7 protein-coding genes are annotated in these 15,703 nt (G+C 48.3%); 5 read left to right on the top strand and 2 right to left on the bottom strand.

What is annotated here, in order from left to right; all coding sequences use genetic code 11:
* Positions 1-165 precede the first annotated feature (165 nt).
* The 4 genes from purL to AAE250_RS15760 all read left to right on the top strand — a co-directional run bounded on the left by purL (position 166) and on the right by AAE250_RS15760 (position 9,275).
* The gene (purL, locus tag AAE250_RS15745; protein WP_294600540.1) at positions 166-3,870 is read left to right on the top strand and encodes a phosphoribosylformylglycinamidine synthase; all 3,705 of its coding nucleotides are present in this window, start codon (positions 166-168) and stop codon (positions 3,868-3,870) included.
* A 177-nt stretch (positions 3,871-4,047) separates the two neighbouring features.
* Positions 4,048-8,076, top strand: coding sequence for a hybrid sensor histidine kinase/response regulator transcription factor (locus tag AAE250_RS15750; RefSeq protein WP_294600538.1), 4,029 nt, complete (start codon positions 4,048-4,050; stop codon positions 8,074-8,076).
* Between the two features lie 75 nt (positions 8,077-8,151).
* Complete coding sequence (locus AAE250_RS15755) at positions 8,152-8,703, top strand: chromate transporter (protein WP_294600536.1); 552 nt, start codon at positions 8,152-8,154, stop codon at positions 8,701-8,703.
* Positions 8,704-8,726: 23 nt separating this feature from the next.
* Complete coding sequence (locus AAE250_RS15760) at positions 8,727-9,275, top strand: chromate transporter (protein WP_294600534.1); 549 nt, start codon at positions 8,727-8,729, stop codon at positions 9,273-9,275.
* A 3-nt stretch (positions 9,276-9,278) separates the two neighbouring features.
* Here AAE250_RS15760 and AAE250_RS15765 read toward each other — a convergent pair whose 3' ends face one another.
* Positions 9,279-10,790, bottom strand: coding sequence for a glycoside hydrolase family 10 protein (locus tag AAE250_RS15765; RefSeq protein ID WP_294600531.1), 1,512 nt, complete (start codon positions 10,788-10,790; stop codon positions 9,279-9,281).
* A gap of 37 nt (positions 10,791-10,827) precedes the next feature.
* Complete coding sequence (locus tag AAE250_RS15770; protein WP_294600530.1) at positions 10,828-12,696, bottom strand: sensor histidine kinase; 1,869 nt, start codon at positions 12,694-12,696, stop codon at positions 10,828-10,830.
* 193 nt (positions 12,697-12,889) lie between these two features.
* On the opposite strand from AAE250_RS15770, the gene uvrA reads away from it, so the two are divergent.
* The gene (uvrA, locus tag AAE250_RS15775) at positions 12,890-15,667 is read left to right on the top strand and encodes an excinuclease ABC subunit UvrA (RefSeq protein WP_294600528.1); all 2,778 of its coding nucleotides are present in this window, start codon (positions 12,890-12,892) and stop codon (positions 15,665-15,667) included.
* The last annotated feature ends 36 nt before the right edge of the window (positions 15,668-15,703 follow it).

Raw genomic sequence — 15,703 nt, forward strand, 5'->3', positions numbered from 1 at the left:
GAATCTCTTTTCCATTATGATGGAGAAAAGAGATTCTTCTCTTTTTTTTATTTACTCATTTTTTTCTCCTCCCCACCGATTTTGTATATCTTTGCCGCGAAAGCGAAGATAAGTATTATCTTTGCACCCGAAGAAGTCGTAAATCGTAAAATCGTAAATATAAGTATGATTCTTTTTTTCAGAACCCCATCCAAGAGCGTGATTGCCGTAGAATGTGACCACGCACTCGCCCAGGCAGACAGCGACAAACTCTGCTGGCTTTTTGGAGAAGCCACCCCCGAAAGTGAAGACAACCTGAAAGGACATTTCGTCGGCCCGCGTCGCGAAATGATTACCCCCTGGAGTACAAATGCCGTGGAAATCACCCAGAACATGGGCTTGAACGGTATCACCCGCATCGAAGAATACTTCCCCGTAAAGGATGAGAATGCCGACCGCGACCCGATGCTGCAACGCATGTACAAAGGTCTGGACCAAAACGTATTTACTACGAATCGCCAGCCGGAACCGATTGTACACATCGCAGACCTGGAAGCATACAACGAAAAAGAAGGTCTCGCCCTCTCCAAAGAGGAAATGGACTATCTCAAAAAGGTAGAGAAAGATCTCGGACGTCCGCTTACCGACTCCGAAGTATTCGGTTTCGCACAAATCAACTCCGAACACTGCCGCCACAAAATCTTTGGCGGAACATTCATCATCGACGGAGTGGAGCAGGAATCGTCCCTCTTCCAGATGATTAAAAAAACTACGCAAGAGAATCCCAACAAGATAATCTCCGCCTATAAGGATAATGTAGCTTTTGCCGAAGGACCGGTTATCGAGCAGTTTGCTCCGGCAGACCACTCAAAACCCGATTTCTTCCAGGTAAAAGACATCAAGAGCGTTATTTCGCTGAAAGCCGAAACGCACAACTTCCCTACTACCGTAGAACCGTTCAACGGAGCTTCGACCGGTACGGGCGGTGAAATCCGCGACCGTATGGGTGGTGGCAAGGGCTCCTGGCCCATCGCCGGAACAGCCGTCTACATGACCTCTTATCCCCGCACAGACGAAGGACGCCCCTGGGAAGAAATCCTGCCGGTACGCCAATGGCTATATCAAACCCCGGAACAGATTCTGATCAAAGCATCCAACGGCGCCAGCGATTTCGGTAACAAGTTCGGCCAACCGCTGATTTGCGGTTCCGTACTGACCTTCGAACATAAGGAGAACGATGAAGTTTACGGCTACGACAAAGTGATTATGCTTGCCGGTGGTATAGGCTACGGTACCCAGCGCGACTGTCTGAAGGGTGCACCCGAAGCCGGCAACAAGGTAGTAGTCATCGGTGGTGACAACTACCGCATCGGCTTGGGCGGTGGTTCCGTGTCTTCAGTAGATACCGGACGTTACAGCAGCGGCATCGAACTGAACGCCGTGCAACGTGCCAATGCCGAAATGCAGAAACGTGCCTACAACGTAGTGCGCGCACTTTGCGAGGAGGACACCAACCCCGTTGTCTCCATCCACGACCACGGTTCGGCCGGACACGTAAACTGTCTGTCCGAGCTGGTAGAAGAGTGTGGTGGCGTAATCGACATGAGCAAACTGCCTATCGGTGACAAAACGCTGTCCGCCAAAGAAATCATTGCCAACGAGAGCCAGGAACGCATGGGTCTGCTCATCGAAGAAGAAGCCATCGAACACGTACGCAAAGTGGCCGAACGCGAACGCGCCCCGATGTACGTAGTCGGTGAAACGACCGGCGACCACCGCTTTGCCTTCCAGCAAGCCGACGGTGTACGTCCGTTCGACCTTGCCGTAGAACAGATGTTCGGTTCTTCTCCCAAGACTTATATGGTGGACAAGACTGTAGAACGTCACTATGAAATGCCGAAATACGAGCTTTCCAAGCTGCACGAATATCTCACAAACGTACTCCAACTGGAGGCTGTGGCATGTAAAGACTGGTTGACCAACAAGGTGGACCGCTCCGTAACGGGTAAAATAGCCCGTCAGCAATGCCAGGGCGAATTGCAGTTGCCGTTGAGCGACTGCGGTGTAGTTGCTTTGGACTATCGCGGTGAGAAAGGTATCGCCACTTCTCTGGGACATGCCCCTCAAGCAGCGCTTGCCGACCCGGCAGCCGGTTCCGTACTTTCCGTCAGCGAAGCATTGACCAACTTGGTTTGGGCACCGCTTGCCGAAGGATTGGACAGCGTATCACTCTCCGCCAACTGGATGTGGCCCTGCCGCTCGCAAGAAGGCGAAGACGCACGTCTGTACACGGCAGTGAAAGCATTGAGCGACTTCTGCTGCGCTCTGCAAATCAATGTGCCGACGGGTAAAGACTCTCTCTCCATGACTCAGAAATACCCCGACGGCAGCAAGGTCATTGCTCCCGGAACGGTTATCGTTTCTGCAGGCGGTGAAGTTTCCGACGTGAAGAAAGTCGTTTCTCCCGTATTGGTCAATAACGAAAAAACCACTCTTTATCATATCGACTTCAGCTTCGACAGCCTGAAGTTGGGCGGCTCGGCCTTTGCCCAATCGCTGGGTAAGGTTGGCGACGAAGTACCCTGCGTACAAGATGCCGAATACTTCCGCGACGCTTTCCTTGCCGTACAGGAATTGGTAAACAAAGGATTGATTCTTGCCGGACATGACATTTCTGCCGGCGGTCTTATCACGACCCTGCTTGAAATGTGTTTTGCCAATGTAGAAGGCGGTCTGGAAATCAATCTGGACAAGATGAAGGAACAAGACCTCATCAAGATCCTGTTTGCCGAGAACCCGGGTATCGTTATCCAAGTGAACGACAAGCACAAAGAAGAGGTCAAGAAGATATTGGAAGATGCAGGTGTAGGTTACATCAAACTGGGTAAGCCGACCGATGAACGCCATATCCTCGTATCAAAGGGTGACGCCACTTACCAGTTCGGCATCGACTATATGCGCGATGTATGGTACTCCACTTCTTACTTGCTCGACCGCAAGCAATCCATGAACGGTTGCGCCAAGAAGCGTTTCGAGAACTACAAGATGCAACCGCTGGATCTGGTATTCATGCCGGACTTCAAAGGCAAGTTCTCACAGTATGGCATCGACCCGAACCGTCGGACGCCAACCGGCATCCGTGCCGCCATTATCCGTGAGAAAGGAACCAACGGAGAACGCGAAATGGCCTATTCACTCTACTTGGCAGGTTTCGATGTGAAAGACGTGACGATGACCGACCTTATCAGCGGACGCGAAACGCTGGAAGATGTGAACATGGTTGTTTATTGCGGCGGCTTCTCCAACTCCGACGTTCTTGGTTCGGCCAAAGGATGGGCAGGCGCCTTCCTCTTTAACCCGAAAGCCAAGGAAGCCCTTGATAAGTTCTATGCCCGCGAAGACACCCTTTCACTCGGTGTATGCAATGGCTGCCAGCTGATGATGGAACTGAACCTCATCAACCCAGAACACAAGAAACAAGGAAAGATGTTGCATAACGATTCTCATAAATTTGAATCCACCTTTATCGGTCTTACCATCCCGACCAACCGCAGCGTAATGTTCGGCTCTCTGAGCGGAAGCAAACTCGGTATCTGGGTGGCCCACGGAGAAGGTAAGTTCGCTTTACCGTATGAAGAAGACAAATACAATGTGGTAGCCAAGTTTACCTATGACGAATATCCTGCCAATCCGAACGGTTCGGATTACTCGGTTGCAGCATTGGCCAGCGCCGACGGACGCCATCTGGCAATCATGCCCCACTTGGAACGTGCCATCTTCCCCTGGCAGAATGGTTACTATCCTGCCGATCGCCTGCATAGCGACCAGGTGACTCCTTGGATAGAAGCATTTGTCAATGCACGTAAATGGGTAGAAGACAAGAAGAAATAATTAATTTTCTCTTCCTTAATAAATATGCAACAAGCGCGGATTATTCACAATTCCGCGCTTGTTTGTTTTCCACTCTTCATGTCCTTTTTTTGCTTTTCTCAAACAAAAGCATTACTTTTGTGTTAATTTTATCACTTCTCTTATTGATATCAACTTTCAAAAAAACCTACGACAATTATGAGAAAGCGTTTCTTCTTCATCATATTACTACTATTACCCATTATATGTACCGCCCAGACGTACAAATATATAGGCGTTGAAGACGGTCTGAGTAACAGACGAGTGTATGCCATTCAGAAAGACCAGAAAGGCTATATGTGGTTCCTCACCCACGACGGCATTGACCGATACAATGGCAAAGACTTCAAGCAATATAAATTGGTGGATGAAGAAGAAGAGGTAAACTCCATGATGAACCTGAATTGGCTGTATATGGATTCTAAGGGGACATTATGGGAGATCGGTAAAAAAGGACGTGTATTTCGTTACGACACCAAACACGACAAGTTCCAAATGGTGTACAAACTGCCGGAGAGTGAAGTTAAAGGACGTCCTACTCCCATCAGCTATGGTTTTGTAGATACCAACAGCGTTATATGGCTGTGCAACGAAGATGCTTTGTATTTATACGACAGCAATACCGACAGCGTTACATTCATCGAAAATGAAATCGGAGAGAGAATTACAGATATCCAGCAAACTGACTCCACACATTTCTTTATCGGAACAGATATCGGCATTCATTATGCCGAGCTCCAAAATAAAACACTCATATTGAGTCCTTGTGCACAACTGGATAGTTTAAAGCTACAAATCAATGTACTTTTCTATCATAAGTCCTCACACAAAGTTTTTATCGGAACCTTCCAGCGGGGAATGCTTGTCTATGACATGAATACACACAAGATAATGCCTTTGCATTCCGGACTGACAGACATCAGTATCAGCCGCATCCGCGCCTTCAAGGACGATGAAATACTGATTGCTACGGATGGTGCCGGTGTCTACAAAATGAATACAAACACCTACGAATCGGCTCCATACATTATTGCCGACTACAACCGGTACAATGCAATGAACGGCAACACTATCAACGACATCTACATTGACGACGAGCAACGCATCTGGATGGCCAATTATCCTATCGGTATAACCGTGCGAGACGACCGGTATCCCGATTACGAATGGATAAAGCATTCCATCGGCAACAAACAGTCGCTTATCAACGATCAGGTAAACGCCATCATCGAAGATGCGGAAGGAGATTTATGGTATGCCACCAACAATGGTATCAGCCTGTATAAGAGTAAAACCAAGCAATGGCACTCCTTTCTCAGCGTTTTCGATCCTGAACATCATAATAAGAACCATACTTTCATATCGCTGTGCGAAGTAGCTCCCGGCATTATTTGGGCAGGAGGATATAGCTCCGGCATTTACCAGATAAACAAGAAGCAATTGTCCGTTGACTTCTTTTCCCCTTCCCTATTTAGTAATTTGAATATGCGTCCCGACAAATATATCCGTTCCATTGTAAAGGACTCTGCGGGCAGTATTTGGTCCGGAGGATACTACAACCTGAAACAAATAGACTATCAGAAGAAAAACATACGGTATTTCCCAGGATTGAGCAGCATTACTTCCATTATAGAGAAAGACTCCAAACACATGTGGATAGGTACTGCTACAGGGTTATACCTGTTGGAAAAGGAAAGCGGCAAGTATAAATACATCCAGATGCCGGTAGAATCATATTACATCTATTCATTATGCCAGACTCCCGACGGATTGCTGTATATCGGCACCAATAACGCCGGCTTATTGATATATGACGTTGCCCAAAACACCTTCAAGCACTACTACACTGATAACTGTGCCCTAATTTCCAACAACATTTATACAATTTTGTATGATGGAAAAAGTGACATTTTCCTGAGTACAGAACATGGTCTGTCTTCTTTCAATCCCACCGAAAAGACCTTCCACAACTGGACCAAAGAACAAGGGTTGAAAACCGACCATTTCAATGCGCTCTCCGGCACACTGCGGAAAAACGGCAACTTCGTTTTCGGAAGTATAGATGGAGCTGTAGAATTCCGCAAAGATATGAAATTACCCCGTGCTTATAAGTTTAAGATGATATTCAGCGATTTACGGGTCTTCTACCAAACAGTATATCCTAAAGACGAAGGTTCGCCCCTCATTATGGATATTGACGAAACCAAGACATTACGACTGAAATACAACCAGAATATTTTCTCGTTGCAAGTATCGAATATAAATTACGATTACCCGTCACTTATACTATACTCCTGGAAGCTGGAAGGCTTCTACGATGGATGGAGCCGGGCGGGGCAAGAGAATATTATCCGCTTTACCAATCTCAGCCCGGGCGAATATACATTGCGTGTACGTGCCATTTCCAATGAAGACCGGCGTATCATCCTGGAAGAACGCAGCATAAAAGTCATCATAGAACAGCCCATCTGGCTCAGCATCTGGGCACTGATACTGTATGCTATCCTTCTCATATCCATCGTAACCATCGTCTTGCGTATAATCATAATGCGGAAACAGAGGAAAGCCTCCGACGAAAAGATTCGTTTCTTCATCAATACGGCGCACGACATACGTACTCCGCTGACGCTTATCAAAGCACCTTTGGAAGAGCTTTTCGAACGTGAAAACATCAGCACCAACGGCCGGAGCAATATCAATACAGCCTTGCGGAATGTGAATGCCTTGCTACGTCTTACCACCAACCTGATAAACTTTGAACGTGCAGACACTTACTCAGGAAGCCTGTATGTATCCGAATATGAGTTGAGCACCTACATGGAAGAAACCATTTCCGCATTCCGTTCGTATGCAGACATCAAGCATATCAACCTGACCTACGAGAGCAACTTCCGCTATCTGAATATATGGTTGGATAAGGACAAAATGGACTCCATCCTGAAAAATATCATATCCAATGCACTGAAGTATACTCCCGAAGGCGGAAGCGTGCATATCTTTGCCAACGAAACGGATGACACGTGGAGCATCGAAGTGAAAGATACCGGCATCGGAATCCCTGCATCCGAGCAGAAGAAATTGTTCAAGATGCACTTCCGGGGCAGCAACGCCATCAATTCCAAAGTTACAGGCAGCGGCATCGGATTGCTTCTGGTGTGGAAACTCGTCCACCTGCACAAAGGAAAACTGAGTTTCAGTAGTACGGAAGGAAAGGGCTCTTCCATCAAAATAGTCTTCCCTAAGGGTAACAGACATTACCGCAAGGCCATTCAGCGTCCCAAACCGAACAACGAAAGAGTAGTTTACTCGGCAGCAGGTGTACCTATCAATACAACACCGGCTCTTCCCGGCATCTACGAAAAGACGCAGGAACTGGCGCAAAACAACGATAATCATCAGAAGATCCTGATTGTAGAAGACAATGATGAGCTGAGGGAATATCTGCGTGGAACATTGCTGGAGCAATATAACATACAAGTATGCCCCAACGGAAAGGAAGCACTTACCATTGTAAAGGAATACCGCCCCAACCTTATTATCTCGGACATCATGATGCCCGAAATGAGAGGTGACGAACTATGCCATATCCTGAAGAATGATATCGAAACCTCCCACATTCCCATCATCCTGCTCACAGCGCTGAACACCGACAAGAACATTATCGAAGGGTTGCAGAGCGGAGCGGACGAATATATCGTGAAACCTTTCAACATCGGTATATTACGTGCAACGATAGCCAATCTCCTGACCAACCGTGCTTTGCTTCGCCGCAAATATGCCGATTTGGATTTGAGCAACGACCAGAATGCCTCGGACTGCATCAACTGCTCCACCGATATAGACTGGAAGTTCATCGCCACCGTCAAGAAGCACGTGGAGGACAATATGGATAACCCGAGCTTCAATGTAGACGTACTTTGCAACTTACTGAATATGAGCCGGACCAGCTTCTACAATAAGATAAAAGCCCTGACCGACCAGGCTCCGGCAGATTATATCCGCTTGATCCGCCTGCAACATGCTGCCAAACTATTAAAGGAGCAGAAGCACACGGTCACTGAGGTCTCTGAAATGACCGGATTCAGTGATGCCAAGTATTTCCGTGAAGTATTCAAGAAGCATTTCAATATGAGCCCCAGCCAATATGCTAAGAAGGGGGAAAACAAGAGTGATGGAGTGACAGAGTGATAAGGTGATAACTCATCACTTTATCACCTTATCACTATATCACTTTATCACCTTACAACATTATAACATTATTATATGAATATATATCTTGAAGCATTCTCTATCTTCTTTAAGATCGGAGCTTTCACCATCGGCGGTGGTTATGCCATGGTACCGCTGATAGAGAATGAAATCGTTACCAAGCGCAACTGGATAGCTAAAGAAGACTTTATAGACTTGCTTGCCATATCTCAATCTGCTCCGGGCATCCTTGCCGTCAATATATCCATCTTCATAGGATACAGGTTGCGCGGAATACGCGGAAGCATTACTGCCGCATTAGGCACCATACTTCCTTCATTCCTCATCATCCTTGCCATCGCACTGTTCTTTCACAACTTCAAGGACAATGCTATCGTAGAACGTATATTCAAAGGCATCCGCCCGGCAGTGGTTGCCCTGATTGCCGCTCCTACATTCAGTATGGCTAAATCGGCTAAGATAAACCTGCATAATATATGGATACCGGTTGTTTCAGCCCTGCTCATCTGGCTGCTGGGATTCTCTCCTATCTGGATTATTATCGCAGCGGGCGTAGGAGGCTATATATATGGAAGGATCAAGAGACCGGGACAAACTAATCATTAATCACTAACCGTTAATCACTAAGCATGCTTTATTTACAGTTATTCTATACATTCTTCAAGATCGGCCTTTTCGGCTTTGGCGGCGGATATGCCATGCTGTCCATGATACAAGGTGAAGTGGTCACCCGCTACGGCTGGCTCACTCCACAAGAATTCACTGATATCGTAGCCATCAGCCAGATGACTCCCGGACCAATAGGAATCAATTCGGCAACCTATGTGGGCTTCACTGCCACAGGCAGCGTCTGGGGATCTGTAGTGGCCACCTTTGCCGTAGTACTCCCCTCCTTCATCCTGATGCTGACCATCAGCAAGTTCTTTTTAAAATATCAGAAACACCCTTCTGTGGAAGCCGTATTCAGCGGACTCCGCCCGGCGGTGGTAGGACTGCTGGCTTCCGCAGCGCTGGTGTTGATGAATTCGGAGAACTTCAGTTCTCCGAAAGAAGATATGTATTCCTTCGTCATCAGCTGTATCATCTTTCTTGTAGCATTTGTGGGTACAAAGAAGTACAAACTGAATCCGATAGGAATGATTATAGCATGTGGTATTGCCGGACTGATACTTTATTAATTATCAAAGTTTCACTTTTTTCCCTACTGATTTGGATTCGTTGTGCAGGCGGTCGAGCGCTGTCACCACATAACGGTATTTCGTTTTTCCGTTCTCATAAGGCAGCTTGTAGAAATTATCGCGCGTAATGGCTACAATGTGCGAAGGATCATCAATATTCACTTTTTCCTTTGCACCAAAGCGATAAACCACATATTGCACGGCGCGATCCATCTCTTCTTCATACTTCGGAGCTGTCCAAAAGAGGATATATCCGTCTGCTGTCCACACCGGTTTCACTTTGCGCACCTTGTCCGGTGCCTCGTTGTCCATAAAGTCGAACACAGGGGGCAGAGCAGGGTATTTATGATATTCGGCAATCAAGGCATCGCGATATTTACCCGCATTCTCTACAACCGCACTTGCCGGCCACTGGCAACTACCGCCAATAGTCTGATAAGCCCGTTGCAAGGCCATCTTACGCGGAAGCTGGTTGAAAGAAGGATTCTGCGGATCTGCATTCTGTACCGTATTCATTACGGACTGGCCGATAAACAAAGGACGGTTCTCCGTATTCTTTGCCCACCACTTCACCAACGTTTCATAATCGGCCACCGGATGCCCTATCTGCCAATAAATCTGCGGAATATTATAATCAATCCAACCTTCGCGCGCCCACAGCAGAACGTCGGCGTAGAGGTCATCATAGTTCTGCAACCCTTTGGTCTTGCTGCCAAGCGGATCGCTACTTTCGTTACGATAAATGCCGAACGGAGAAACACCGAACTTTACCCAAGGCTTTATCTCGCGTACCGTCTCGTGTATCTTCTTGATCAGAACGTTGACATTGCTCCGTCGCCAATCTGCCTTATTGCTGAAACCTCCGCCATAACGGGCAAAACTGGCATCGTCAGGGAAATCGACTCCCTTTATGGGATAAGGATAAAAATAGTCATCCATGTGGATTGCATCCACGTCATAACGGGAGACGATATCACTTATCACCATGCAGATGTGCCGGCGGCTTTCGGGCAATGCCGGGTCGAAGAACAACTGGTCACCATAAGTAACGAACCATTCCGGATGAATATTGTATACATGATTAGGTGCCAGTTCACTCTTCAGAGTTGTCTTGGTGCGATACGGATTGATCCACGCATGGAACTCCATACCACGCTTGTGGCACTCCTCAATCATAAACTCCATAGGGTCCCAGTACGGATCGGGAGCCTTGCCCTGAACTCCGGTAAGGAAGCGGCTCCACGGCTCCAGGCGGGAAGCGTACAGTGCATCGGCCTCAGGACGTACCTGGAAGATGATGGCATTGATTCCTGCCCCTTGCAAAGAATTCAACTGGCCTATCAGATTTTCTTTCAACTTCTCAGTCGGCACTCCGCGGAATTGTCCGTTAACCGACTGTATCCACGCTGCACGGAATTCACGTTTGGGATGTACAGCACCCGCCTGTACCTGCGCAAACATTCCTCCTGCCAACAGCAGCAAGAGGAACGTACATAAAAGGGATTTTACTCTCATTTTTCTAGTTATAGCTTTTATTCTAAGTTATTTATAATCAACTTTTATCTTTCATCGGCCACTCCACAACAAAACGGCAACCTTCCTTCCAAGTATCGTCCAGATAAATCCGGCCTCCTACCATTTCCATTATCTCACGGGCTATAGCAAGTCCCAGACCGGAGCCTTTGGTAAATGTATCTACTTTATAGAAACGCTCGAAGATACGTTCTGTCTCGTCGGGTTTAATACCGATGCCGGTATCTTCTATCAAGAAACGCAATATGCGCCGGGGCTTGTCCTCTGCATAGGAAATATGAATATATCCTTTTTCGGTAAATTTCACCGCATTATCCAGCAAAGCCACTAACACAATCTTCAGCCACGAGTGGACAGCGTAGAAAGTAGAGACTCCCGGAGACGGCAGGCATTTCAGTTCGACTCCCGGCTTCAATTCCGGACGAAGGGCTTCGATGCACTCATCACAGCATGCATCTACTTTCACTTCCTCACGCGGCATGTCCGCCGTCTGCGAGTCCATGTCCGCAATGTTAAGGATGTTTTCCATCAGTCCCAGCAGATAGGCATTGTTACTTTCTACCTGAGAAGCATATTCACGCTTTTCCGTTTCATCCAGCTTCTCTGTTGCCAGCAAACCGGAAAATCCGACAATAGAATTCAACGGAGTGCGGATTTCGTGAGTAATATGCTGGATGAAAGAGTTCTTGACCTCACTCATTTTCTGCACAGCCTTACGTGCTGTCTCCAACTTGCGGTTTATGGAGAGGGTATGGACATACAGATATGTAATGACCAGCAAAAGCAACAGAAATATTCCGCCGGCAATCAAGGCAATTATCAATCTTTCACTGCTCAATTTCGCGCTCAGTTCAAGCTTCTCCATCTTCAGTCTGTCCACTTCGAACTGGGCGGTGTATTTACTCAGTTTATCATCCATCTCAGCCGTACGGATGGAATCGTCCACCGTAATGTATGTTCTATAGTTTCCACAAGCTGCATGATAATCACCTAACTCTTCTTGCAACTGGGCTTTCTCATAATAATTATAAGGATAACACATGCCCAATGCATTCTGATAATTCATCAAAGAATCCATATAGGCTATATTGCCCCGCACATCACCCAGGATGCGGCAACACATTATCTTATAGGCAAACCAAGCTTCAGGCGTCGAACTGCCCGGATTCTGCCGATAAAAATTGTCTGTACTTACGATATAAGATTCGGCAGCCTTTTTCCCCTTATTTGCCAGCAGGCTGATTACGCGGAATTCGCAAAAGCGCAGATGCAGGGAAGGTTCCACCGGCACTTTCTTCTTTATCATCCTACCTTCCAGCAGTTCCAATTTATTCAAATATTCCTCAACCTCGGTATATTCACTGCGCGAGAGATAAGTTTGGACTATATTGAGCTGCACAACATAGGCATCACGGTAGTAATTACCCTCTTCAAACAGCTTCAAGGCATTATTATAATATTCAATGCACAGCTTTACATTATTGCCGAACACACGGTGATTATATCCGATACACATTTCGCCGCATGCCAGGCCATACTTGCTTTTCGCCTTTTCGGCATCCTCGTGCAACTTGGCTGTTTCGGCCATAGACTCTTCCTGCATACCCTTTTCAGTCATACGCTGAATGTATTGCCGCCACCTCATATAGCGCGTATCAGGTTGGTTGTGACGGGAACACCAGTCCATATACTCGTAAGTATATTTTTTCAGACTGTCTATCTCCCCGAGTTGATAATAGTGCGAGTTCAGGCTGTCGTAAACCTGTTCTATCTGTGCACTGTCAGCCAAAGCTTCCATTCCTTTATGAAGGTCAGCAGCGTGCATGGATAAAGGACACATACCTAATACCAGCACAGCAAGATACCATTTTGCATAACGCATCATCATGTTAGGATAATTGATTAAGAGTTGGAGGCGAATTTAATGCTTTTATTTAAAGTAAATTAGCCGTCGTCAGAAAGTATAACAAATCTTAACCAAGCCCGGTGGGCGCAACAGTGGTTTTCCCTCCACTTAATTTCCAATTCCGGCTACTAAACATTATCTTTGCAGACTGTAAATCGCTTAAGTGACCTTGATTATGACAGAAAGTACATCAATTCTCATAAAAGGAGCCCGTGTCAATAACCTGAAGAACATTGACGTAGAGATTCCCCGTAATAAATTAGTCGTCATCACCGGGCTTTCCGGTTCCGGTAAATCTTCCCTTGCATTCGATACCCTCTATGCCGAAGGCCAGCGCCGCTATGTGGAAAGCCTCAGCAGCTACGCCCGCCAATTCCTGGGACGTATGAGCAAACCCGAATGCGACTTCATCAAAGGCATCCCGCCTGCCATCGCCATCGAGCAGAAAGTCAGCAGCCGCAACCCCAGATCTACCGTAGGCACTTCGACCGAGATATACGAGTACCTGCGACTGCTCTACGCCCGTGTCGGCAGGACATTCAGCCCCGTAAGCGGCCAGGAAGTAAAGAAGCATTCCACGGAAGACATTGTGAACTGCATGCTGGAACATCCCGAGGGTACAAGATACACCGTGCTCGCTCCGGTACTGCTGCGCGAAGACCGCACCCTGCAGCAACAACTGGAGATAGACATGAAGCAAGGCTTCAACCGCCTGGAAGTGAACGGTGAGATGATGCGCATCGACGAATACAAGCCGAAGGCCAAAGATACCGTCTTCTTGCTGATAGACCGTATGGCGGTGTCTTCCGAGAAAGATTCCATCAGCCGCCTGGTCGATTCGGCGGAAACGGCCATGTACGAAGGTGACGGCGCCTGCCTGCTGCGCTTCTACCAATCCGACGGCACCACAAGCCTGTATCGCTTCAGCACCAAATTCGAAGCCGACGGCATCACCTTCGAGGAGCCGAGCGACCAGATGTTCTCTTTCAACTCCCCTATCGGCGCCTGTCCCGAATGCGAAGGCTTCGGAAGGGTGATCGGCATTGACGAACACCTGGTGATCCCCAATCGCTCCTTGTCCGTGTACGACGGTGCCGTAGTGTGCTGGCGAGGCGAGAAGATGGGCGAATGGAGAGATATGGTGATACGCGGAGCCGAGAAAGCCGGCTTCCCCATCTTCACCCCCTACTACGAACTGACGGACGAACAGCGCCGGATGCTTTGGGAAGGCACTCCTTACTTCGAAGGAATCAATGCTTTTTTCAAGATGGTGCAGGAGAATCAATACAAAATACAATACCGCGTGATGCTGGCACGCTACCGCGGCAAGACGCTCTGTCCTCGATGCCACGGCACCCGTCTGAAACCGGAGGCAAGCTACGTACGCGTAGGCGGGCACAATATCTCCGAGCTGGTGGACCTGCCGATTACGGAACTGAAACTCTTCTTCGATAACCTGCAACTGGAGAAGCACGACATCGACATTGCGCGCCGCATCCTGACGGAAATAAACAGCCGCATCCAGTTCCTGCTGGACGTGGGTCTGGGGTATCTCACCCTGAACCGACTGAGCAATTCGCTCTCCGGCGGTGAAAGCCAGCGTATCAACCTTGCCACATCGCTGGGCAGCAGCCTGGTGGGTAGTCTATACATCCTGGACGAACCCAGTATCGGTCTGCACAGCCGCGACACGGACAAGCTGATACATGTGCTCCGGCAACTGCAAAATCTGGGTAACACAGTAGTCGTTGTAGAGCACGACGAAGAAATTATCCGCGCCGCCGATTATATCATCGACATCGGCCCCAAAGCCGGACGCCTGGGTGGAGAAGTGGTTTACCAGGGAGACATGAACGACTTGCAAAAGAATAGCAACAGCTACACCGTACGCTATCTGCTCGGCGAAGAAATCATCCCCATACCGGAACACCGCCGCCCGTGGAACAACTATATAGAAATCAGAGGCGCCCGCGAAAACAATCTGAAAGGCGTGGACGCACGCTTCCCCCTGAACGTGATGACCGTAGTAACCGGTGTCAGCGGCTCGGGCAAGAGTACGCTGGTACGCGATATCTTCTACCGCGCCCTGAAGCGCGAGTTGGACGAATGCAGCGAACGCCCGGGCGAATTTGTCTCCATCGGGGGCGACTTGCAAAACCTGCGCAACGTGGAGTTCGTAGACCAGAACCCCATCGGAAAGTCTTCGCGAAGCAACCCCGTGACCTACATCAAAGCCTACGACGAAATACGCAAGCTCTGGGCGGAACAGCCGCTTGCCAAACAAATGGGTTACAGTGCCGGATATTTCAGTTTCAACAGCGAAGGAGGCCGTTGCGAGGAGTGCAAAGGCGACGGTACCATCACCGTAGAGATGCAGTTCATGGCAGACCTTGTACTGGAATGCGAATCGTGCCACGGCAAACGTTTCAAAGCCGATACGCTGGAAGTGAAGTTCCACGACATGAACATTTATGATGTACTGGAAATGACCGTGAACCAGGCTGTTGAGTTCTTTACGGAACACGGACAAAAGAAGATTGTGAAGAAACTGGCTCCCCTACAAGATGTAGGTCTGGGATATATCAAACTGGGACAGTCCTCCTCCACTCTCTCCGGCGGTGAGAACCAGCGTGTGAAACTGGCTTACTACCTCAGTCAGGAGAAGGCCGACCCTACGCTGTTCATCTTCGACGAGCCTACCACCGGACTGCACTTCCACGACATCAGGAAGCTACTCGAAGCATTCGATGCCCTGATACGCCGCGGACACTCCATCGTCATCATCGAACACAATCTGGACGTAGTGAAGTGTGCCGATTATGTGATAGACCTCGGTCCCGAAGGCGGTGATAAGGGTGGCAATATCGTGGCGGCAGGAACGCCGGAAGAGGTGGCGCAGTGTGCGGAAAGTTATACAGGACAGTTCCTGCGGGAGAAACTGGAAGTAAAATAAAAGACACAGACCATGCGGACGCTGCCTGCATGGTCT

Origin of the sequence: Bacteroides sp. GD17, assembly GCF_038448625.1 — a bacterium.
GTDB lineage: Bacteria > Bacteroidota > Bacteroidia > Bacteroidales > Bacteroidaceae > Bacteroides.